This window comes from Vibrio neptunius, from assembly GCF_000967495.1.
Classification (GTDB): Bacteria; Pseudomonadota; Gammaproteobacteria; order Enterobacterales; family Vibrionaceae; genus Vibrio; species Vibrio neptunius.
Genome location: NZ_JXXU01000043.1, coordinates 123,272 through 146,587, shown reverse-complemented (window position 1 = coordinate 146,587; position 23,316 = coordinate 123,272). Strand labels below are relative to the sequence as shown.

The 23,316-nt window shown below is 44.5% G+C and carries 20 protein-coding genes and 1 pseudogene; 11 read left to right on the top strand and 10 right to left on the bottom strand.

The window, feature by feature from the left end:
• Positions 1–283: 283 nt before the first annotated feature.
• The 3 genes from TW84_RS15125 to TW84_RS15115 all read right to left on the bottom strand — a co-directional run bounded on the left by TW84_RS15125 (position 284) and on the right by TW84_RS15115 (position 3,278).
• On the bottom strand, positions 284–1,765 hold the full coding sequence (locus tag TW84_RS15125; RefSeq protein WP_045976460.1) for a bifunctional ADP-dependent NAD(P)H-hydrate dehydratase/NAD(P)H-hydrate epimerase: 1,482 nt from the start codon (positions 1,763–1,765) through the stop codon (positions 284–286).
• 65 nt (positions 1,766–1,830) lie between these two features.
• A complete protein-coding gene (locus TW84_RS15120; protein WP_045976459.1) occupies positions 1,831–2,274 on the bottom strand; it encodes a PAS domain-containing protein in 444 nt (147 codons plus the stop codon).
• Positions 2,274–3,278 (bottom strand): response regulator, encoded by a 1,005-nt coding sequence (locus TW84_RS15115; protein ID WP_045976458.1) that lies wholly within the window; start codon positions 3,276–3,278, stop codon positions 2,274–2,276. Before TW84_RS15115 ends, TW84_RS15120 begins: the two co-directional genes overlap by 1 nt.
• An 810-nt stretch (positions 3,279–4,088) precedes the next feature.
• Between TW84_RS15115 and TW84_RS25075 the strand changes: the two are divergent.
• Positions 4,089–4,275 (top strand): annotated as a pseudogene (locus TW84_RS25075) (methyl-accepting chemotaxis protein); the annotation flags it as partial.
• Between the two features lie 55 nt (positions 4,276–4,330).
• On the opposite strand, the gene TW84_RS15110 reads toward TW84_RS25075, so the two are convergent.
• Positions 4,331–4,792 carry a TetR/AcrR family transcriptional regulator gene (locus TW84_RS15110; protein WP_045976457.1) on the bottom strand — a complete coding sequence of 154 codons (462 nt, stop codon included), beginning with the start codon at positions 4,790–4,792 and terminating at the stop codon, positions 4,331–4,333.
• Between the two features lie 507 nt (positions 4,793–5,299).
• On the opposite strand from TW84_RS15110, the gene TW84_RS15105 reads away from it, so the two are divergent.
• Together TW84_RS15105 and TW84_RS15100 are read left to right on the top strand one after the other, a co-directional pair.
• Positions 5,300–5,599 carry a YfcZ/YiiS family protein gene (locus tag TW84_RS15105; RefSeq protein ID WP_045976456.1) on the top strand — a complete coding sequence of 100 codons (300 nt, stop codon included), beginning with the start codon at positions 5,300–5,302 and terminating at the stop codon, positions 5,597–5,599.
• Positions 5,600–5,712: 113 nt separating this feature from the next.
• Positions 5,713–6,312: a hypothetical protein gene (locus TW84_RS15100; protein ID WP_045976455.1), complete on the top strand. Its 600-nt coding sequence runs from the start codon at positions 5,713–5,715 to the stop codon at positions 6,310–6,312.
• A gap of 41 nt (positions 6,313–6,353) precedes the next feature.
• On the opposite strand, the gene TW84_RS15095 is transcribed toward TW84_RS15100, so the two are convergent.
• Positions 6,354–7,454, bottom strand: a complete 1,101-nt coding sequence (locus tag TW84_RS15095) for a 1-acyl-sn-glycerol-3-phosphate acyltransferase (RefSeq protein ID WP_045976454.1) — start codon at positions 7,452–7,454, stop codon at positions 6,354–6,356.
• A 197-nt stretch (positions 7,455–7,651) separates the two neighbouring features.
• Here TW84_RS15095 and TW84_RS15090 point away from each other — a divergent pair, with 197 nt between their 5' ends.
• A complete protein-coding gene (locus tag TW84_RS15090) occupies positions 7,652–8,254 on the top strand; it encodes a hypothetical protein (protein WP_045976453.1) in 603 nt (200 codons plus the stop codon).
• A gap of 95 nt (positions 8,255–8,349) precedes the next feature.
• On the top strand, positions 8,350–10,218 hold the full coding sequence (locus TW84_RS15085) for a methyl-accepting chemotaxis protein (RefSeq protein ID WP_045976452.1): 1,869 nt from the start codon (positions 8,350–8,352) through the stop codon (positions 10,216–10,218).
• Positions 10,219–10,249: 31 nt separating this feature from the next.
• On the opposite strand, the gene TW84_RS15080 is transcribed toward TW84_RS15085, so the two are convergent.
• The gene (locus TW84_RS15080; protein ID WP_045976499.1) at positions 10,250–11,602 is read right to left on the bottom strand and encodes an alpha-amylase family glycosyl hydrolase; all 1,353 of its coding nucleotides are present in this window, start codon (positions 11,600–11,602) and stop codon (positions 10,250–10,252) included.
• A 208-nt stretch (positions 11,603–11,810) separates the two neighbouring features.
• Here TW84_RS15080 and TW84_RS15075 point away from each other — a divergent pair, with 208 nt between their 5' ends.
• Positions 11,811–12,467 (top strand): DsbA family oxidoreductase, encoded by a 657-nt coding sequence (locus tag TW84_RS15075; protein WP_045976451.1) that lies wholly within the window; start codon positions 11,811–11,813, stop codon positions 12,465–12,467.
• Positions 12,468–12,470: 3 nt separating this feature from the next.
• On the opposite strand, the gene TW84_RS15070 is transcribed toward TW84_RS15075, so the two are convergent.
• Positions 12,471–13,373, bottom strand: a complete 903-nt coding sequence (locus tag TW84_RS15070) for a DUF808 domain-containing protein (protein WP_045976450.1) — start codon at positions 13,371–13,373, stop codon at positions 12,471–12,473.
• Positions 13,374–13,560: 187 nt separating this feature from the next.
• On the opposite strand from TW84_RS15070, the gene TW84_RS15065 reads away from it, so the two are divergent.
• Positions 13,561–14,475: a M14 family metallopeptidase gene (locus tag TW84_RS15065; protein WP_045976449.1), complete on the top strand. Its 915-nt coding sequence runs from the start codon at positions 13,561–13,563 to the stop codon at positions 14,473–14,475.
• Here TW84_RS15065 and TW84_RS15060 read toward each other — a convergent pair.
• A complete protein-coding gene (locus tag TW84_RS15060; RefSeq protein ID WP_415674501.1) occupies positions 14,470–15,261 on the bottom strand; it encodes an AraC family transcriptional regulator in 792 nt (263 codons plus the stop codon). The genes TW84_RS15065 and TW84_RS15060 overlap by 6 nt on opposite strands.
• 96 nt (positions 15,262–15,357) lie before the next feature.
• Here TW84_RS15060 and TW84_RS15055 point away from each other — a divergent pair, with 96 nt between their 5' ends.
• From TW84_RS15055 to TW84_RS15045, 3 genes are all read left to right on the top strand, one after another.
• The gene (locus TW84_RS15055) at positions 15,358–16,245 is read left to right on the top strand and encodes a DMT family transporter (RefSeq protein ID WP_045976448.1); all 888 of its coding nucleotides are present in this window, start codon (positions 15,358–15,360) and stop codon (positions 16,243–16,245) included.
• 330 nt (positions 16,246–16,575) lie between these two features.
• Positions 16,576–17,340 (top strand): DeoR/GlpR family transcriptional regulator, encoded by a 765-nt coding sequence (locus tag TW84_RS15050; RefSeq protein WP_045976447.1) that lies wholly within the window; start codon positions 16,576–16,578, stop codon positions 17,338–17,340.
• Positions 17,341–17,486: 146 nt separating this feature from the next.
• Positions 17,487–18,209 carry a helix-turn-helix transcriptional regulator gene (locus TW84_RS15045; protein WP_045976446.1) on the top strand — a complete coding sequence of 241 codons (723 nt, stop codon included), beginning with the start codon at positions 17,487–17,489 and terminating at the stop codon, positions 18,207–18,209.
• A 289-nt stretch (positions 18,210–18,498) separates the two neighbouring features.
• Here the strand turns inward: TW84_RS15045 and TW84_RS15040 are convergent, their stop codons facing one another.
• On the bottom strand, positions 18,499–20,316 hold the full coding sequence (locus tag TW84_RS15040) for a hybrid-cluster NAD(P)-dependent oxidoreductase (RefSeq protein ID WP_045976445.1): 1,818 nt from the start codon (positions 20,314–20,316) through the stop codon (positions 18,499–18,501).
• A 365-nt stretch (positions 20,317–20,681) separates the two neighbouring features.
• On the opposite strand from TW84_RS15040, the gene pyrC reads away from it, so the two are divergent.
• Positions 20,682–21,710, top strand: a complete 1,029-nt coding sequence (gene pyrC / locus TW84_RS15035) for a dihydroorotase (RefSeq protein WP_045976444.1) — start codon at positions 20,682–20,684, stop codon at positions 21,708–21,710.
• 54 nt (positions 21,711–21,764) lie between these two features.
• Here the strand turns inward: pyrC and TW84_RS15030 are convergent, their stop codons facing one another.
• A complete protein-coding gene (locus TW84_RS15030; protein ID WP_045976443.1) occupies positions 21,765–23,207 on the bottom strand; it encodes a PepSY-associated TM helix domain-containing protein in 1,443 nt (480 codons plus the stop codon).
• Positions 23,208–23,316: the final 109 nt, after the last annotated feature.

Here is a 23,316-nt window from a genome sequence, read left to right as displayed (position 1 = left end):
CGCTTTACCGAGTTTCGGACACAAAAAAACCGGAGCGTTGGCAGACGCTCCGGTTTTCAGCATTATAGGCTGTGATTTATTTCCCGCAAGACTGATATTTTCAATTTATTTGTGATACCATTTTGTTATCTTGCAAATCCAATTCCCCTAACTTCAAGCACAAACTAAAACAAACGTTAATAAACAATAGCTTAACAAACAAACCCTATCAGCGCGCAACCGTTTTCCGGAATCGATAACACTGTTGTTTTTGCACATTTTCATCTCGGGCAGCACTGGCCGACTATTTTCCATTTACTAAATGTCGAATATGAGGCAATAAATCACGTGCACAGAGTCCTCGTTCACCGTTTATTTCAGCATCTCTGTCAGCAGCAAGACTATGTATCATGACACCTCTCACGGCAGCATTGACCAAACTTTCACCTTGCACCAATAACCCAACGATGATACCCGTTAGAATATCCCCCATTCCTCCTGTCGCCATACCAGGGTTCCCTGCATTGCAGATATACGTTTCCTTACCATCAAAAATGAGAGTCCCTGCTCCCTTTAATACAACAACGCCACCATACTTTTTGTAAAGGTTCTCCACAGCCCTGAACCTGTCACTCTCAATTTCTTGAACGGAGCACTTTAAGAGTCGAGAAGCCTCACCAGGATGAGGCGTAATAATACGCTTTGCATCATAATTTTCATTTTCGGCAAGTAAGTTGAGTGCGTCTGCATCATACACTTTTGGCAATGTAGAAAACGACATAGCTTTAAACATCTTGGTAGCATTAACGTCCATTCCTAACCCTGGACCAATAGCAAAACAGTCACACCATTGGTTCAACCTAAAATCACTCGCCTCGCTATCCAACCAAGAAGATATCATCACTTCGGGACAGGATACTAAAGCGGGTTGTGTATTCTCCGGGTGGGTAAGTAATGCCGTTAAACCAGCTCCCGCTCTCTGGCAAGCCAGTGCCGAGAGTATTGCAGCACCTCCAAAACCTTGATTCCCACCTATAATAACAGCTTTGCCATGAGAGCCTTTGTGGGCACTTCTTGAACGAGCTATGACGGGGGCAAAATCGCCGATATTATTTAACAGTAGTGACGACGGCACGTTCTGTTGATTAAAGACGTCGTCAACACCTAGTCCAGCGAAATGCACTTTTCCTGTGTAATCGCGAGCTCGTCCGGTAAACAAGCCTTGCTTCAAGCCTATAAACGAGACAGTATGTTCAGCCTGAACACATGTGCCTAAAACCTGTCCAGTATTGCTACACAACCCAGAAGGAATATCCACTGAGACAACCGGGACATCTGTTTGATTAAGCATCTCAATGATAGCAAAAGCCTCTGCTCTGACACTACCGGTCAACCCCGTACCCAACAAGGCGTCAAGAATGCAAGTGTAATCGAGTACAGAATCTAAGCTGGGCAGCTCGGTACGGCCGCCCACTGAAATAAAATCCAGATATGCCTGCAACGCGTCACCTTTTAGTCTGCTCGATTCGACACACTGCCACAGGGTCACATCTATACCAGCTTCAATCGCCAGTTTTCCCACAACATAACCATCTCCACCGTTATTTCCACCACCACAAACAACGAGCAGTGAATCGCAGTTCGAATATTGGCTTCTCACCACTTCAAAAACCGACTGGCCTGCGCGAGTCATAAGTTCATACATAGTGACTGATTTACTTTTCGCAGCAGTGGCTTCACCTGATTTCACCTGCTCGCCACTATAGAGAGGAATGGGTACTGACATTGGCTCTCCTTGGTTAAAAATAAAGCCAGAACAACTCTGGCTTTCATTAACTAGGTCAGTTGAGGCTATTTATTTTGATTCTGTGACACCAAAGCTTCGGCTGTCGCATCTTGTATAGACAAGAACAAAGAACGAATTTCACCCGTCGGCGTTCTCATCGGGTTGAGTGTAATATTTTGGTACATGAATTCCGACTGTTGCGTGACTGGACGTACATTGCGACATTTGAACAAGTAAGGACGCTGTTGCCACGTGATAAAGCTTCGACACCCAAGATCATAGACAGGTTTAGTCTTAAGCTTAAACCAGTCTTCTGGTATTTCAGGGAACAACTCGAATAGCGGCTTTTCTATCGCGTCATGGGCTTGCACACCACTATGATGCGTCATAAATCCGTTCCAAACCTGAACTTTATATTCTCGGTCAATAACAATCAGCCCAAGATCGACATTTTGTACCATGTCCACCATCCAGTGGAATTGCTCAAATTCTGCGGGAAGATTTACCATTAAAAGTCCTCCATCAAATAAGACAACTTGTTGTCGAGCAATGGGAGGGACTCATCAACAAACATAAACAACAAATCACATCGAATAGATGTACCATCAATGTTGTAACTCACCTCAAAGGTCATGGTTTTCTGAAACGAGCCAGTCGTTGACTGAATCACCGAATCAATGGAAATATGCTGGCCTAAAAGCACGGGTGAGCTTTGGAAAAAACGCACCTCCGCTTGCTTGCCCAAACCATTCAAAAACGAACCAACGAGGATATTTGAAACATCCATGAGAAGTTCCAGTTCTTCCAGCTCTTCACTGTCAGCCGGAACCTTCATAAGTTTTTTTAGATCACAAACACTAGAATCACTCAGCAATACTAGTGCCTCACCGGCAATACCCTCACCACTAAATCCCTGACACACTCCTGAAACTTGATCATTTTCTGCTAGGTCACGCAGTGCCATATGCAGCTCACTGACTTCAAAGATATTAACATTGGGAAGAGGAAGGTGGACAAACACATCAAAATGGCGAGCTAAGGCATCTGCGGCTCGGCCGATAGACACATTGGCTACCTCCATATAGATGTCTCGGCGACGAAGAATAGGCAGTTCAACAGTAACAGGCGTGACAATTTGTGGTTGACTTGGTTTTTCAACCAATTCTTTTAACACCGCATTGAGTGCGTCTTTATCAATCGGCTTTTGGATAAACGCTTTCGCGCCAAGCGTCATCACGCGTTCTTTCGCTTTGGGTTGGATGTCACCCGATACGACAACGACTTGGATATCAATACCGCGCGTGCCTATCTCTTCCAGTGTCCCAAAACCATCGAGCTCTGGCATGGTCAAATCAAGGAACATTAACTTGAAGTCGTTTTGTTCCAACTGCTCCAAGGCATCTAGACCATGAACAGCAAAAGTGATGTCTGCATTCAAAGAAGCCGGTAATGAACGCGCCATTTGCTTTCGGGCAAGCGCAGAATCGTCACAAATAAGGACAGGAAAAGCCATGCATATACCTACTGCTATTCTTGTTACTAATAGTTTCAGTGTAACAGATAGTTAGATCATCAGGCATGAATCTAAACAGATTAAACGTATCTATTTTGAGAACGCCGAGCAGACACTCTAATGCTGCCAAAAGACGCTGAACCTACTACCAACAAATTAAACAAAACTACAACCAATAAAGCCTAGAGTCATTTTTCTTCACTAGCTTTCAACTGAAACAAATCTTCATCAGAACCTACCCCATGTACTTAGGTGCAATCTTTTTGAAAATCCGCTCTGTGCGAAGAAAAACATCGATGAGCACTAGTTCCCAAAAGGATACGGCTCCTTCGACCGAAATTTCGCCTGTTTCCGTATGAAGGAAAGCCGGCTTTACGCTAAAACTCGGTTGTCTGCGGCTTCATACAAATCAAGAACGCTGATTGAGTGACCAAGCGTATTTCCACCAAAGACTTTATCCGTATAAAACAAACTGTTCTTCTATAGGCAACACAGACAAGCATATATTCACAGTCGTCAATATGCTTGAAACATGTGTCAGACTCTTCCGAACCTAGTAAAGTATTGAAGTACATGTAATGCTCGTCAAGGCAATCAAGTAAGTGAACACCAAACTCTTACAAAACTACTTATGCCTAATTTGATATCAAGCCGATTATCACCACGGCACTATTTGGTCACTCGATGTAAGCTACTTTTGACATCTAGGCAACCAAGATAGAGACTATTTAATTATCCCAAGTTCCAAAAATTGTACTTACGTTGATTGAGAAATAAAGAACCAGTTTGATTGTCTTGTCGATGCGAGGTCAAATCGCTACAGCGATTGAAGAAATGGCAAGGGTAACCGAAGACATCAACTAAAGCGTTCAATCTATCAGTGATAGTATGCTCCGCCACCAACATCCTAGCCAGCGACACACGTGATGAATGCGAAGGGTTAGTCAACAATCTGGACTCCCAAGGTAAGCTGGTCAATCAATTCCGTAAGCTATAAATACAAAAAGCCTTCCAATCGGAAGGCTTTTTTGACACGGCAACGATATGATCAATTACTTCGCCATGCGAACCAGTGATTTACCAATTAACCACTCTAACTCTTTGGCACTGTCAACGCCGAATTGAGCTTCAGTCGTTTTGTAAAGGCGTTCAATCCCATTCATTGCAAACTCATGAGTGTTTTGAGAGGTTACGATATGGTGGAATAGCAGGCGCAGAATCGCTAGGAACTCGGCATTGTCTAACGCTTTTACCCAGCTGTCTGAGAAATCTTGCAGACTATTGTCAAAATTCAGATGCTCGACAAACATCTTGAAGATTCGACCGTCTAACGCCGCGGTAAAATCAGTCTTCTTTGGAAAGTGGTGGCTGATACCTGTTCGCGATACACCTGTCTGTTGACTTAGGGTTGTGTAAGACATCTTGTCATAGCCCAGACGCAAAAGTTGATCCACTACTGCGTCCATAATCTTCTGAATCGTGATTTCAGTATCTTCTTTACTACGCTTTGGCATGTTCAGGCTCTTCTCTCTGTAAATCCATCTAACTCAAACGAGTCAATAATGATGCCCATCAGATATCCTACAAGACATCCACTGTAGCTTCACAGGGTCCCTGTGGGGAACCTAATAAAGCCATCGTACCATATAATACGAACGGCGTCTTAGATGGAGCACACGATGCCGTGCAAGATAACTTTTCACAAATCACCACATCAGGGAAATTTATAAAATAAATAGGCATTATCTTTCATTTATATAATTTAGCTGACGATAATTATATAAATCGAACTTGCTTACAACTAACTGCACATCCTCATGACTCTAAAATGACATGATATTTCGCAACAACATGACTAACATCACACTATTTGACGTGTTTATCAATTCCAATCCATTCACCTAACCATTTTATAACATAACATCCGGTTCCGAGCTCATTTTTCAAGTGTTCGCATTTTAATGGATCACTTGAAAATAACTCGATAAAATAACCATAACTTTTGTAAGAGGATTGTCGTAATGAGCACACAACAAGAACAAGCAGACGTATGTGAAGCATGTGGTTGCGCTGGCGAAATGGGCTTTATTATCAAAGAAGGGGACGATGTTGCAGAAGTGACGATTTTTGCCCAAGGTAAAGCCCTTCTCGAAGCGGAGCTGAATAAATACATCGATTTGGCAAAACAGGTCTGCGAAGGCGTAGAGTATGAAATCTCTTCTATTGAAGAAGACTCGAGTGAACTAACAGCCCGATTCAAATTCGAAGTCAGCGCGGAAAAACTGATTTTTGAACTAAAGACTCGCTCCCTAGCGCGCTAAGCTATTAAAAAGCGGACATTCAGTCCGCTTTTTTGTTCACTACTTCATCTCTTTATTGACCCGAACCAAACTCCTCATTAATACTTAGGGCAAACCATTGTCTGGATTGTCCTATGAAGCACTGGCTTGTGCCTTCTCTCGTTGTGCTGCTGTCTGCACCTGCTCTCAGTGAGCCGATTGATCATTATCGTATTCTCAATCACTTAGATAATTATGGGAACTTAGATCTGCGCAATAAACCTTATAAAGAGCTGCCATCAGGCTTGGTTGTAAAAGGTAACCTCAATATTGCCAAAACCAGCATTAAAGAGATTCCTCAAGGCGTGGATATTCAAGGCAGTCTAGACGCTTCTAACAGTCAGCTAAAAAAGATAGCAAAAGGCGTCAATATTAGAGGCTATGCCAACTTACTTGCGTCGCAAATTGTTCGATGGCCAGCAGGAATCAAAGTCGGCGGATACGTAAACCTTACAGATACCCCCTTAACCAAACTCCCTCCTCGCTTTAGAGTGAAAGGGGATTTAAGTGTGATTAGAACACCATTGGAATCTTTACCAGAGGGTTTAACAGTTGAGGGAGATCTCTATATTGGCGGGTCAAAAATTACTAAGTTTCCAGACAAGATGACCGTCAAAGGCAACATATTCTTAGGTGGAAACCGAATAACCAAGTGGCCTTCTCAACTCGACCTTGGTGGTGCGGTGGCACCTTAACCAATAGAAAAAAGGACGCTCATCGCGTCCTTTCTGATCTTTTAACTTTGGTTTTTAACTGGGTTAGCGTAGCTTGCGACCAAGTAAGACTGAGCACCTTCCGGAAGCTGGTTCAGCTTGCTAGCCAAAACATCTTTAACCTGCTGTTCGACTTGCTCATCACCCGCCGCCAATTTATTAATTGGGAACAGCTTATAGTTGTCATGTATCTGGCGATCAATTTCTTCTGCCAGAGCTTCCGGTGACTCGAACTCATCACCAATCACATCACCAAATGCAACATGGACACGGCCTTTGTCGCCTACGATTCCCTGAATAATACTTTCAATATCTTCAAATTCGCCTTTTTCATACGTACCGCTTGTCGCCTTCTCAAAAAGCTCACGCGCTTTAGCAATGTCACAAGGATCATTCTCATAAGAGATAGCAACAGGAACAATTCTTAGCGACTTTATGTACTCAGCGAACTCTAACTTCTGCTTACGGCCTTCAACGTGGAACATTTTTAGGATCGCCGGATCAGTAAAGTCATTGCCATCTTTAGCACGACCTTCTTTCTGCGCAATCCAGATAGAGTTCCCCGTATCCAATGAATGTTTGATGTAGCCCGACAAAGTACCTAGCGCCTTCATCATTTCACGAGGGCCTTTTGCAGAGCGCTTTACAATAAAGCTCTTGTTTAGCTTCATCAACTCAGTCGCACAAGGTTTTTTCAGTAGGTTGTCGCCAATAGCGATACGTACTGTTTTATGATCACTCTGGTGTAGACCGTAGTTGACCAATGCTGGGTCCATAGCGATATCACGGTGGTTGGAGACAAATAGATAAGACGTCTGCTTATCCAGCTTATCTAAACCTGAGTACGTTACGCCCTTAGTTGTTGAATTCAATGTCTGCTCAAGGTACTTCTTTACTTCCATCTGAATCACTTCAACGGAGTTGAGTTTAGACCATTTCATCTTGAGGTAAACTTTAACGATTGGTGACATCAAGGCTTTAAACCAACCTGCATGGTTTGCAAATCGATGTTGTAGAATTGCACTGATGAATTCTTCATCGTTAATCAGGCGGTCAATCGCCGCTGGAATTTCTTCGTCATTGTACGGACGAATTTCAACAAAAGGGTCGTTTTTAGAAGTCATTTCTTATTACATCTGATAAAAAGCTCGCCTATTCTACGCGGAGATGGGGGGATTAACAGCTATACTTCTCTCATAATCAAAAAGGTCAGACCAGAGTAAAATCACCGCTTATTTAGAAAGTCGGAGTTAAGTTGGCTTTTTCTGCAAGAAACGTTAACCTTAGCGCCCCTTGAGCATACAAGAATATGAGCAATTTAATGCACTACGCAATCTCGCATAACAAGAGTGAATTTCAGTATCTAACCATGACTCCACGTAAAAAGAGTATCAAACACATGTTACTCAAGGTGGAACAAGGTTTAGCACTAATGAAACTTGGAAAGTCTGAGTATGCGATTGAAGCAGGTCAGACAGTTTGGATTCCGTTTGATGTATTATGCGCATTGACCTTTTTCCCTCAAACTCAAGTTCAGCAAGTGGAAGTCTCTTGTCGTGTCACAACACCCCTGCCAAAACAAGGTGGATTCGTTGCACTTAATGAGTTGACTAATGCTTTGTTAAATAGGCTGAAGGTGATGGAGGAAACTCATGAAGCCCAAAGAGACATTCTAACTGTATTGCAGGCAGAGCTGTCCGTCTTAAAGCCGCAGTTAAAAGAGAGCAAGCTAACCCAAATAATTAACCAGTGGTCACCGAATACCGACAGCAAACTGTTGGCAGAGCAACAACTCGTTTTGACGGTTCGAGAAGCCTATAAGCGAATGAAGTCTGGTAAGAAGCGAGAGCAGATCATTGCCGACCTGTTCGACGACAATGAAGCGATGTACTCACAAATTGAGCATGCAATTCTAGGTAAATAGCCGAAAACTTCACTCAGTTACTGGCTGATTATCGATTTCGTAACTATAAATCTATAAATATCCTCTGTATTTGTAGATGAAATAGGAAGGCGAATATGAAATTCAGCCATAAAATTGTGGCGGCATCCTCTCTCCTTTTACTGGCCACAGTCACTTTACTTACCCTACAGCAATACTACACGGTCCAAACAAAAATTAAATCTCAGGTCACCTCTAGTGTCGCAGAAATCGTCGATGGCGTCAGAGACACAACGGCCGCAGAGATTAATGGGCGAAAAGCCATTGCTAGCTATGCCACCAGTATGTTGGAGTCCAACCTTGCTTTGGACGCCATGGAAACCGTCATTACTCGCCCAATAGTTAAAGAGACCTTCCTATTAGCCGGACTGGGCTTCGAAAAAGATGGTTCAAACATTAATAACGATCCTTCTTGGAATCCTGGCCCTACTTGGGACCCACGAGCTCGCCCTTGGTACATCGATGCGAAAAATGCCGGTAAGCTCATTATTACGGCTCCTTATGCGGACTCGGCAACCGGGGAGATTCTCGTGTCGATTGCCACTCCGGTGAACGACAGCGGGAAGTTCATTGGCGCGATATTCTACGACGTTAGCCTTGCAGGTCTAGCCGATGTCGTGAACAAAGTACAGCTTTTCAATGCAGGATACGTGTTCATTGTCGCCGGCGATGGGACCACCATTGCGCACCCTCAAACCGAACTTAACGGCAAACCAATGAAGGACTTCTTAGGTAACGCTGGTATTCAGGAAGATCCACAACAAGTCTCTATCGAGGGTAAAGATTACACCCTCGACTTCTCTAAAGTCCCAGGAGAAGATTGGTACATCGGCGTTGTTCTAGATGAAGAAGTGGCCTATCAATCATTGGCGGACTTGCGCAACAGCTCAATTATCTACACTGTCGTAGCCTTGATCATTAGCGTCGTCATTCTGCTCGTCTTGATGACTGCACTGATGAGGCCACTTGGCGCACTGAATAGTGCGATTCAGGATGTGGCTTCTGGTGAGGGTGACCTCACTCAGCGTCTCGATACCAATACCGATCAAGAATTTTCATCACTGGCGGCAGGGTTTAACTCATTTACAGGTCGCCTCCAGCAACAGATTATTCAGTCCAAGGCTATTGGAGAAGAAATTCTACGCGGCTCTGAGATGACCTCGATGGGGTTACAAGAGTCAGCCGCTGCTATGCAAGATCAGCTAAGGGAGCTGGAACAACTTGCGACCGCTATGCACGAAATGGCAACAACGTCAGGCGATGTTGCTAACAATGCGCAGGGAGCAGCATCGGCAGCAAAAGATGCCGATGAAGCAACCGAAGTGGGCACACGTGTCGTAGGAGATACAACGGGCGCTATTACAGAATTATCACAACGTATTGATGAAGCCGTTGAAGAAGTAAAAACGCTTGAGTCCGCAACTGGGAACATTGAAACCATTCTGAAAGTTATCAATGATATTGCAGATCAAACTAACCTACTCGCACTCAACGCGGCGATAGAAGCAGCGCGTGCTGGTGAGTCGGGACGAGGGTTTGCGGTTGTAGCAGATGAAGTTCGAACGTTAGCTCAAAGAACGCAAGAGTCCACCACTGAAATTCGCAATATGATCGAACAGTTGCAATCAGGAGCAACTGCAGTAGCTGGGGCAATGAACATGAGCAAAGAGACCGCCAGCAATGCGGTGCTGCGTGCTGAAGAGGCTAACGCAGCCCTGAATAGCATTCGCGATGCGATCCAAGCCATCAGTGACATGAACATTCAAATTGCTTCAGCGGCGGAAGAACAGAGCTTGGTGGCCGAAGAAATAAACAGCAATACCGTCAAAATCAAAGACCTATCTGTTCAGGTAGCAGACGCCGCTGAGAACGCCAATATTGCCATGCAGGCTCAAACCGAAAACATTCGCGAGCAGGATGCCATTCTCAACAAGTTTAAAGTATAAACGCTGTAGCCCTCCGTATTGGGAGGGCTTTTTATTGTTTCAGCAACATTAGGCTCTCTTCACCATTAACCACGATACTCAAACGACTAAGTTGGCTTGAATGGCTTTCACCAGATAGCAAGTCTAACCATTCCCCACTCGCCGGCACCTCGACCTTCTGGGGACGCCTCGATTTATTGATCACCACCATGCCATGCTCCCCTCGTGAGAACACTAAAAGATCATCAGATGCCTCGATCAACCGCATCGTTTTACCATGCATTAAGTTATAAAAACGAATTCGGGCAGTCATTCGCTCATCATTCCAAGCGTCTACCCAACGTGGTTTACCATCAACTCCTTTCAAACCACTGGTATCAAGATCGGTATAAACCAACGGGACACCACCATCTCTGCCCAAGATGTAGCTGTATGCCAGCCATTCTGTTTTGTCTGGCATCACTAAATTAGCAAACACATCGTTGTTAGGTATGTCATGTGTAATCGCAAAAGTAATCGCTCGATTCTCAGACAGTGCTTGGCCAAAACAATAAGGGTTAACCAAGCTCTTGAGACTTCCTTTGGCTTCAAATGCATCAAACATAGTCTGGAATAGAGGAAAATCATACGCTCCCAAACGTGTTTGAGCCAAAAACGGCTCGAGAAAAATGTCATACTCGGGCTTGGTAGCTCCACCGTCTGTAATAATTTCGCCAAAGATATGAATACCTTCACAGATATCTTCGCTCCAAACCTGCTGCAAATGATCTAGTGTCATGTGCTTGGCCGCATCGATTCGAAACCCTTTTACACCGAGTGCTTTTAGCGCCTTAAGATAATGCTGTTGTTGTTCAACGACACGTTGATGCACTCGCAGAGTTGGTAATCCCGGATCCGTTGGGCCACCGGTAATGCGACCATTTTGCACCTGCCACTTGTCTTGCCAATCTTCAATACCGAAAGCTTCAACAAAATCATCTTCAATAAATAAAGGTTTGCTCAGATCGCCGAATAGTTTTGTCTCTTCGTAGTAGTCAGAATCGCTTTTGTAAGACTCCATAACCTCTTTCGCCGGATATTGTAGATCTAATCGTTGATGAGATTCGTTCGCCATGTGGTTAAACACCACATCCGCATACACATAGATAGAACGCTGATTCAGGACGTCGACCATGTTTGTAAAGTCTTGTGTGTTGCCTAACTGGTTATCAATTACGCGATAATCTTGTGGCTGATAACGCTGCCACCACTTTGTACCTTGTGCTAGTTTTAGAGACTTCATTGGGGGGGAAACCAGCACAGATTTATAACCCGCCGCAACGATCTCTTCAGCGCGTTGAGCCACTAATGCATACGGCCAGTCGAAGGCATGAAGAATGACGTTGGCTGTCTTAAAAGCGGTCATGTCATGTTCCTTAAATTCAATTTTCATGATCATCTGCTCATCCACAGATGAAGAGTTGAAACAATTATAATAACCTAAGACTTTTTTTCTTCCCCCCTACCAAGCGGAATGGGTGTAGTAGTTCTAAGGCGTAGAATTTGAACTATTTATAAATTTAATTATCTTCACTCGCTATAATGAAACATGAAGCAGGAAAAAGGCGTCAATCATGAAGAGTGTCCGCATAGACATAGTGTCAGATCTCGTTTGCCCGTGGTGTATCATAGGATACAAACGACTGGAGCAAGCCTTGATGACGCTATCAGACAGTATTGAGGCTGAGATACATTGGCACCCATTCGAATTAAACCCGGCAATGAAGCCAGAAGGCCAGAACCTGCGTGAACACTTAGCGGACAAATACGGCACGTCACTAGAAGCAAGTATATCGGCTCGTCAAACTATTGCCTCGCTAGGTGAAGAACTCGGTTTTGAATTTAATTTCACCGATGAGATGAGCATCTACAACACACGTAAAGCCCACCAGCTTCTATTGTGGTCACAATCGCAGGATTTGCAGCTGGATCTCGAAATAGCCATGTTCCACGCCTATTTTACCGATGGTAAAGATGTCAGCGACGAGAAGGTTTTACTCGATATAGCGGAGTCATTTGGACTCGATCGAGAAACCTGTCAGGCCGTTCTGGAAGACAGCAGTTGGGAAGAGACGGTCGCCTCCACGGAACAACAGTGGCTAGAAGCTGGGATCAATGCGGTGCCTGCTATCATTATTGACCGCAAGCACCTGATTTCTGGCGCTCAGAGTAGTGATATTTTGGTTGAAGCGCTAAGAGAAATTACTCATCAACAGAGCGATATAGACTAAAAACTAGCTGTGTTGGCGAATCTTACCAATAACCCCCCAAGCCAGCACAATCAGCACGCCAGCGACAACGCCAATTAGACCGTTTAGTATCGATGGAAACAGGGCTTTCGCCAATGTTAGGTTGGGTAGATTTAGTAAAATCGGCTCAATCCAGTGGTGAATCGCAGGAACATTGTGTACCACAATACCACCACCGACTAAAAACATGGCCGCTGTACCTACGACCGCAAGAAACTTCATTAACTTTGGTGCGAACACGATTAAACCTTTGCCAATTGAGGCCCTGATGCCCTGACCTTTTGAAATACGATTGAGGTAAAAACCGAGATCATCCAACTTAACGATGGCAGCCACTAGGCCATAAACACCGATTGTCATTAACACCGCAATCAAGCTAACAACGATAATTTGCGTCAACATTGAGTGACCTTGAACGGTGCCGAGCGCAATCACAATGATTTCGGCGGATAAGATAAAGTCGGTGCGAATTGCACCAGCCACTTTCCTCTTCTCATAATCCTCGATGGAGCCTGTTGGTTCCTCCTCTTCGGCTTCCGTTTCTTCACCAGAGTGAAACAACTTCTCCACTAGCTTTTCAGCACCTTCAAAACATAAGAACAATCCACCGAGTAACAACAAAGGCATGATCAACCACGGAGCGAGCGAACTCATTAATAATGCCGCAGGCACCAAAATCAATTTGTTGCGAAAAGAGCCTTTAGCAACACTCCAAACGATAGGGATTTCACGTTCCGCCGCCACACCGGATACCTGCTGCGCATTAAGCGCTAAATCGTCGCCCAGCACACCAGCGGTTTTCTTTGCTGCTACTTTGGACATCAAAGCGACATCATCCAACACCGTAGCGATGTCATCTAACAGGGTTAATAGACTCGCACCCGCCATTTGTTTTCTCTTTGAAATACGACATGTAACCAAATGTAACACCACCTCAAAAGAACTTAAACAGAATTCTCGTCAGTAATGGGTCAATAACAATCGGCTGGATATTGGTTCAACTTATATTGATTGCTTCCCCAAAATGGGCGTTTTATGCTGTGGCCCACATTCCATAACAAACATAGGCAAAGTGATGCACTGTTCTTACCCTATTGGAACACCCGGTCAAAAGTGGCAAGACGCAGAGCGACTGGCTTGGCGTGAACAAACCACCATCAAACGTGAATACCATCAAGAGGTGGTTCCAAAGATTTTAGCCCTACAAGCAAGGTTCGATATCGAACAATATGGTGCGCTCTCCTACGATCCACACCGCTACCCACTTTTTTGCATTAAAAGCAGTAATTGGAACAGCGCAAAACCCGTTGTTCTGATCACAGGAGGCGTTCATGGCTACGAGAGCAGCGGCGTTCATGGTGCACTCAAATTTGCTGACACTCAGATGGAAAAATACGCTGAACACTTCAATATCATCGTCGCTCCATGTGTCAGCCCATGGGGTTACGAGACCATCAATCGCTGGAACCCATTAGCGATTGACCCAAACCGCTCTTTCTATGACAACAGCCCTGCAGAAGAATCCGCCAACCTAAGAGCGCTTGTGGCATCAATAGGGCAAGAGGTATTGGTTCACATTGATTTGCATGAAACGACAGACACAGATGAAACCGAATTCAGGCCGGCTCTGGCTGCCCGTGATGGCATTGAATATATCGAAGGTATGATTCCTGATGGCTTCTACACCGTGGGTGATACGGAAAACCCTCAACCTGAGTTTCAGGCAGCGGTGATTGAGTCAGTTAGAAAAGTGACTCATATTGCTCCCGCAGATGAAAAAGGCGAAATCATCGGCTCGGCCGTGGTACAGCATGGCGTCATCAACTACCCGATGGTGAAGCTTGGCCTGTGTGGCGGTGTAACCAACTGCACTTACGGCACCACGACCGAAGTCTACCCTGATAGTCCTAAAGTAACCGATGAAGAGTGCAACGATGCTCAGGTTGCAGCGATCGTAGGCGGTTTGGATTTTGTCATCAAAACGCTATAACAACTTACTTTTGTACTGCTCCGGGGTGTGCCCGGAGTATTTCTTAAACATTGCGATAAATGGACTGGCTTGATTGTAGCCTAACGTCAAAGCGACTTCTTTGACTGAATGCCCCTTTCTCAGCAAGTCCATTGAGTATAAATAGCGTACTCTCAGCCTCCACTCGGTAAAACTCATCCCTAGCTCAGACTGACAATGTCTCGCCAGAGTACGTTCGGTGGTATGCACTTTCTCGGCCCACTCAGACAGACTGGTGTTATCGATCGGGTTTTCTTCTACTTCCGCCAATATTCTTGCTAGGTACTTATTGTCCGAAGATGGCAGAAAGTGATGCTGAGTATCTCGAGTCGCCAATTGATCTAATAAAACCTGTACTAAGCGTCTATCTGGCTCTGTTTGTGCAACGTTAATCCCTCTCTGACGAAAATCATCGATGATTGAGGAAACGATAGGTGTGATTTTGATCAAACTGGTACAGTCGGGAAAGTTCGTGGTCAGATCTTGTGCAACGTTCAACGAACAATATGATAGCGGTTTACGATTGTAGCTGGTGTGCATAACCCCAGCTGGCACCCAGATAGCGAGATGCGGCGGCGCAAGAAATCGAGTACCTTCCGCCTCCATTTCCAAAATACCACCACTAATAAGCTGAACTTGGCCCCACGGATGACTATGCATTCTCGTTTCCGTGTTCGACAGGAACGCTTCAAAATTCATAAACACATCTGATGGTGCCTTATCAATTGATAAGGAAGGGTGAAGATGTCTGACTGGTTTTCTCAACATTGTCTTCCTGTCGCGCTCGATGTCTTTTAAGAGATATCTACAATCATACAGACCTGTCAAACTCACTACCACTGTTCACTTTGAGATTGAGATCACATGGTCTACATACTTCCAATTTTTACTGTCTTTATCTGGGGAGGCAATGCCATCATCAATAAAATGGCCGCTTCAGTAATTGAACCCAGTGCGATGAGCTTCTTTCGCTGGTTTTTTGCCATGTTGGTACTCACCCCTTTCTGCTTACCTCAAGTCATAAAACAGTGGACTGTAATCAAGCCTCACTTGAACAAACTTGCCTTCCTCGCTTTACTTGGCATGGTGTTGAATCAATCTCTAGGGTACTATGCAGGCGTGACCACCACGGCTTCCAACATGGCATTAATCACCTCACTGGTCCCACTCCTTAGCGTATTTATGAGCCTACCGCTGCTTGGCAAAAGCATCTCTCCGCTCAGTATTATCGGTGGCATTATTTCTCTGGTAGGCCTCTCATTCATGCTAGGCCAAGGAGATATGGTTTTCTTCCTCCACCAAAGCATCACTGAAGGCGACGCCCTGATGGTGGTAGCCGCCATTTGCTACGCCACCTATTGCGTTCTAATAAAGCGCTGGAGAATGCCTTTGTCCAACTGGGTTCTCATCTACATGCAAGGGGTATTTGCAGTACTTATGCTTGCACCACTTTGGCTGTCGAGCGAGCATTTAGCCCCCACTTCGGATTCCATTCCTCTGATTGCTTATGCGTCTATCGCAGCATCTATTCTTGCTCCTTGGATGTGGGTTAAAGCAATTAATGCTATAGGAGCAGATTCAAGTGCAATGTTTATGAACTTACTCCCTGTGGTTACAGTGACACTTGCAGCAACTTTACTGGAAGAAAATATTGCGAGCTATCATGTTGTGGGCGGAATTATGGTGATTTCAGGTGTCATACTTTCACAAATAAAACGAGAGCAGAGCTTAAAAAATGCTAAACAAATGTAGGCTACTGGTCTCAGGAGACTAGAGGCTGACATCAACCAATATCAATATAATACTGATCGGTTTTGTAAAGGCCTGTCCTGAGCCAACGTTACGTTGCCACAAGCTGATGAAGTAGATCGAGGATTTACATTCGTCACTTCTAGTCGATAAAACTCAGTACATCACTGAAAATAGGGTTCAAAACCAACGTGCTAGACGCGCCAATATATGTTCGTTGATGTGAACATTTTCTTAAAACGAACGTAAATCAGACAGTTTCGCTCACAAATTATTGCTTTGCCGTCTGCAAACCGTAGAATTACTCTATTCCAACAGACAAGGACATTGTTAGTGAAAGCCATTAAGCGGCACCAGGAAATCATCGAGCTGGTGCAAACTCAGGGTTTTGTTAGTACAGATGAATTAGTCGAACGCTTTGACGTAAGTCCACAGACCATCCGACGTGATCTCAATGAGCTCGCTGATGAAAACAAGATTCGCAGAAATCATGGCGGAGCCACCATTGCATCCAGCTCAGAAAACTCCTCTTATCAAACTCGACAAATTTCCTATCAAAAGGAAAAAGGCCAAATTGCTTTAGAGCTAGTGAAACATATTCCTGACGGTGCAACTTTGTTCATTGATATTGGTACCACCCCAGAAGCGGTTGCACGAGCCTTGCTTGGAAAACACCAGAATCTGCGTATCGTAACCAACAACATCAACGTCGCAACAATTCTAATGTCTAAACCTGACTTTAAAGTCATTCTTGCTGGTGGTGAAGTCCGCGGCAAAGACGGGGGAGTAACTGGTGAAGCAACATTAGACTTTATTTCTCAGTTCCGCCTTGATTTTGGTATTCTCGGCATTTCAGGCATTGACTATGACGGCTCATTACTCGACTTCGACTATCATGAGGTTCGCGTCAAAAGAGCAATAATTGAGAACAGTCGTTCAGTTCTTCTCGGTGTGGACAATAGTAAATTTGGTCGCAATGCTATGGTCAAACTTGGCACTATCGCCGACGTAGATCTCATCATCACAGATAGAAGCCCCCCCAAAGAAATCGAGTCCTACGCAAAAGATAATGACACTGTTCTTCAGGTTGTAAAATAATATAAGGCGCTAAATGCGCCTTTTATTATATTTTCGCTGTTTTAATGTTCAAAAATGCCACACTCTCACTTCGAACGTAATAAAAACATTACATAACCAGAATGTAATTTGTTATAAGTAGAAAAAAGCGACGTTATTGGCAATAAATGAAAGAAATTTTACGTCTGATCGATGACTATCAAACCATTGATTCTATTGACTCAATGCAAGAATTGCTGGCGCGGTTGAACACGATTGTTAACAGTGAGTACTTTGTGCTGGGTGTGTCCTTTGAACCGCATATCAAAAATGGTCGATTTATTGTCGTAGACAACTTTCCCAGTCCATGTCGAGAAGACTCCTTCAGTCTAGAGTTGATGTATGTTGACGTAATCAGTAAATTTGGTGCGTCAAATTCTATGCCCAGCGTTTGGCACTCTGCTAAGCAAATTGATACTCACTGTGAAGAATTCTACTCGTTGTCACATGTCAACAAAATAGAACAAGGTATCAGCATTCCCATTCACGGATTGAATGGCGAAGTCGGCATGCTCAGCTTCGCTACTTCCGACGTCATAAGCTACCCAACCAACACTGATGTGTTGCTGTTCACTCAATTGATTGTTCCTCTAATTGTTCAGAATCTATGTCATCTAGCTAAAGCCTCTCAAGCCGAAAGCACCAAGACGATACTCACCAATCGGGAAATAGAGTGCCTGACTTGGGCTGCCGATGGAAAAAGTGCATTAGAAATAGCGGGTATTGTTAACTGTACTGAGAGAACCGTAAAGTTTCACCTCAGCAACGCTTGCAAAAAGCTCGGTGCGACCAATCGCTGCCAAGCGGTAACGCGAGCTTTGCTTGGCGGGCATATTAAACCGTACCAGTAAGGGAAAGTAGCCAATCCCACTTTAGTAACAAATAATCAAAGTTGGTTTGATTAGTTATTAGTATATTTTTTGCTTTAATATACTATTTCTTATCAAATTTAATACAAAACCTGTCCGATCGTACAGTTACGCCATCCTATTGTTTTTAATATCATTATTTCACTGAGTTACGACACGTCAGTTGGCTCAGACTGATGAATACAACCTAAATACAAATTAAACAAAGTATTCACACTAAAAAAAGCCCCGGACCATTGGTTCGGGGCTTTTTACCAATAAGCTTCAAAAGTTAACTCACCACATCAATATCTGTTTCAGGAATACAGCAGCAAGCGAGAGCAACGCCCATATTTATTTCGTGGTCTTGCAATCCGGGCACATCCGGTTGGTGGACTTTTCCCGATTCAATCGTCACTCTACATGCACCACACAAACCAGCGCGACAGCTATGTGCAATTGGAATACCTGCATCCTCCGCCTGTTCCAGTAAAGGCTGCTGGTTATTGCCGACAAAAGGCTGACCGTTAACACTAATCTGAACCTGTTTAAAAGGTTGTGTAGTGGTTCGTGAAATACTAAACGCTTCTTGATGGTAATACTCTTCTGGCAACCCTTTTTTCAACAGAAGGTTTTTAGCTTTCTGCATAAAACCATCAGGACCACATACAAACACCTGACGCTGTTCAAGGTTTTCAATCTGCTTTAAGTGAGCGGTCGTTAAGCGCCCTTTTAAACCAAACCAGTCAAGAGAAGGCTGAGACAGCGAAATCAACACTCTCAAACTAGGGTGTTTACGTTTATAGCGATCCAACTCTTCTTTACATGGGATATCTTCAACACTACGGCATTGATGATAAAAGATGACATCATCCGCTTGGTCATGATCAGATAAGTATCTCAACATGGACAACATTGGCGTCACACCGCTTCCCGCAGATAAAAGTAAAATAGGTTGATCGTGTTTATTTCCAAGATGGAAACTGCCATCGGGATTTTCACAAGCTAACGTATCACCGACTTTCAGGTTGTCGTTAAGCCAATTAGATACTTGCCCACCGTCAATACGCTTGACAGAAATGGCTAACCGACTAGGCCTTGAAGGACTGGAAGAAAGCGTATAACGACGTGCAAATTTTTCACCATCAATATCAACTAAAATCGGTAAATGCTGGCCGGGTTGATACGCCGGAGCAGTGCCATATTCTGGTTCTAACCAAAATGTGACAAAGTCACGAGCAATTTCTTCGCGTTCTACGCAAGTCATCGTCAACTGTTGCGGAGTGTTGTCTGGATAGAATTCTTTCTCTTTGTACTCGAGAACTTCAACAACATCTCCCTGACGAACCATACCCTCGTTCTTAGCGACTAGATTTTGACCGAAGAAAACACCACCTCGCTCGTTGGCGCGAAACTGAGATAATGTATTGAGTGGCTCTTTACTGGCTCTGAATTCACCTTTATCGACGTCAACCGTTGTCAGAATGCAGCGTTCACAAGCTTTGACCGCTTCAAACTCTACCTCACCGATACGAATTCGTTTCCAACTGTCTTCCTCAAATGCTTGATTTGTAGATACAATTAAATTTGCACGAAACTGGTCCATAGAGTGATGTTCAGGACTTCGACGGTTGAGTTCATCTAAAGATCCCTGACCAATTACCAGCATTGGGTAACCGTCGGCAAAGCTTACGTTGTGCCCAACTTTTTCTCGCACTCGGTTCGATTGCTCGCCTGAAAACAACAACTCGACTCTCTGTTGCAATACTTCACTAAACCAATCGTCCGCCTCGTCCGTTGTAGTATAAGCAGTGAAGTTATCTTTCCATACCTGAGCAGGGGCTTCCTGCATTTTGAAATCTGAGTACCGTAGGCGAAGTGGCGATTTGCCATCGAAGACAAAAATTAAGCCATCTGGCGTTAAGCTAGATTGGACTTTAACCATATGCGGATACTTGCGAGCTGTGACCATGGAGCCATCGGAGAAAGCAAGCATGAAACGGCGGTCAAACATCAGGCCTTGCTTCTCTACCCACGAAGAGGATTGTGTAATCCCACCTAATGATTTTACTGGATACACGTTTATTTGAGAAAGAGTTGGAGCTGGCATTGCGATTCCTGAACTTCGTTGTTTGCTGCGATTATACCCGACTCTTTAGTGAGATGTTTCATGAAGATACCTATTGAGAGCGGAAAATTTATCTAGCACTTTCTGCTTGATATCATTCAATCTGCGATTATCTCAAGTATGGGAATTGCAACATTGTTGTTTTGCATATCGAAATATAAGCCCGCACTGTTTCTGAATTCAAGGCTTACCTTTCCGCCTCAATGAGGCACATGAGATAAAAAACAGATGCAATAGCAAGCGCTTTGCTCTATCATCCTGTCGCCTAAGCGTAAGCGTTTGCCTTCACAGTTTTTCGTTAATGCTTAGGCTCCAATCAGACAACTCAAATTATGGTGGGAGCAATAATGACAACACTTACGATCACTCGTCCTGACGACTGGCATGTTCACTTACGCGATGGTGATGTTCTAACAGATACCGTCCGCGACATCAGCCGCTACAATGGCCGAGCGCTAATTATGCCAAACACAGTCCCACCAGTTACCGACACTGAAATGGCACTCGCTTATCGAGAGCGCATCATGGCAGAAAAACCAAACGAGCAATTTGAGCCCTTGATGGCATTGTACCTTACAGACAACACATCACCCGATGAAATTCGCAAGGCAAAAGCCTCTGGAAAAGTGGTTGCTGCGAAGCTCTACCCTGCAGGTGCGACAACCAACTCTGATTCAGGTGTGACGTCTGCAAAAAACATCTACCCAGTACTTGAAGCAATGCAGGAAGTCGGCATGCTACTTCTGGTCCACGGTGAAGTCACTACCCATGATGTCGATATTTTTGACCGTGAGAAAGAGTTTCTAGATACCGTTTTGGCGCCCATCGTCAATGATTTTCCAAAATTGAAGATCGTTCTTGAACACATCACAACAGCGGAAGCGGCCACTTTCGTCAAAAACGCCAATGATAATGTTGCAGCCACCATCACGGCTCATCACCTCCTATATAACCGTAACCATATGTTGGTTGGTGGAATAAAACCTCACTTCTACTGCCTACCGATTCTCAAGCGCAACACCCACCAAAAAGCGCTGATTGAGGCAGCAACCAGCGGTAGCAAGAAATTTTTCCTAGGTACAGATTCCGCTCCCCATGCAAAAGGCATGAAGGAAGCAGCGTGTGGTTGTGCTGGTTCATACACAGCTCACGCCGCACTAGAGCTTTATGCAGAAGTATTTGAGCTTGAGGGTAAATTAGAGAACCTTGAAGCATTTGCGAGCCACAATGGCCCTGACTTCTATGGCCTACCACGTAACTCAGATACCGTGACGCTCACTAAAGAAAAGTGGGCAGTGGCGGAGTCGATGCCCTTTGGTAAGGACATTGTCGTCCCCATTCGCGCGGGTGAAACCATCGACTGGTCGGTAAAATAATCGCTGTACACATGATTAGGCCACCATTTGGTGGCCTTTTGGTTACCGAATTGGCTACGGGCGCTGCTGACGGAACACGTACCAGTCAATCACACCAAAGAGGACGATTGTCAACGCCGCTAGTGGAAAAAACGCCGCAACCATAGCAAGTGTCATTACTCCCACCTTCCAAATGCCTTCACTTGCAAAGCGAGGCGGAATACCGACCTGAGTCTTGCCTGATGGCCTTCTGATCCACCACATCACAATACCGATGACAGAAATAACAATAAATGCCACGCAGAATACAACATTGAGTACCTTGTTCACGACACTGACATCCCCTTGGTGCAAAGACACTCCTGCTGCCATAAATTTAGCAAACAAACTGTAGTCTTCCCATGTCACATCCACCAACACTTCACCTGTGTACTGGTCTATGTGAGTGGTTTTGTCTTTTCTTGGATCGTAAATGTCGCCCGCCATAGAATTCGCTGCTAGCGTATATACACCCGTTTCAGACTGAGGCAAAAAGAGATTAAACTGAGTAAAACCAAGGCGCTGTGCTTGCTCGACTATCGAATCGATGCCAATACTCTGACTGATATCATACGAGCTATATTCATGATGAGCATGATCTTCGCTGCCATGAACATGCCCCGTAGATTCAGGTAACGGAGCTTGTTCTAAGTTCCATGGCATTTCTTCCTCACTACCGTGATTGAGGTCAGCGTGGGTCAGCTTTGACTCGGGCTTTTCGCCCCAAGTATAGTAAGTAGGAAACGTATTCCATGCCTGAACCAACTTGCTGCCCCAAACACCAGTCCAAGCCAAACCTGAAATAATGAAAAACAACAACACAATGGACAACAAACCGCCTAAGTTCGCATGCAAGTCACGCATCAAGATACGTGTACCCGATGTAAAACGCACTTTCAGAAATCCCGCTTTGCTTGCGTTGTCCCTTGGTAACCACAAATAGATCCCCGTCACCAACAGTAAGATACTCAAGCTAGCAGAGACTTCGATTAAGTAATCCCCCCATTGACCAATCAGCAGAGTTCCGTGGATTTCATTCGCAAGCTGATACCAGCTGTCACTGCGAACTATTTCACCTAATACCTGACCACTATAGGGATTCACAGTGACAAACACCGAAGTTCCATCTTCGAGACGCACACTGAACTTGTTAACCAAGTTCGCTTTAGCGGCAGGAATATACTGGGTCACCTGCCCAGAAGGGTAACTGGCTTGGACGTTCTCTAGTTGCTGCGAGACGGGTACTTTTGAAGTTTCCGGCATGACGATCATTTGATCTCGGTATCGGGCTTGTTCGATGTCATCATCAAACAACATCACAAGTCCTGTCAGGCTGAGCATCAACATAAAAGGGATAACATAAAGACCAGCATAGAAGTGCCAGCGCCATGTCATGAAATAGCGTGATTTGATTCGAGTTTTGTCTGAAGATAGACGTGAAGATTCCTTAGGCGAAGTCTGAGTTTGACTACCCAACATTACAATTTCCTTTTTATTGCGCGCAGCAAAACCTTCAGATTTAATCCGAATGGTTCATTCAATAATGTCTGCTGAGCATTGACTTTACAGTGAGGTGTTATGCCTTATT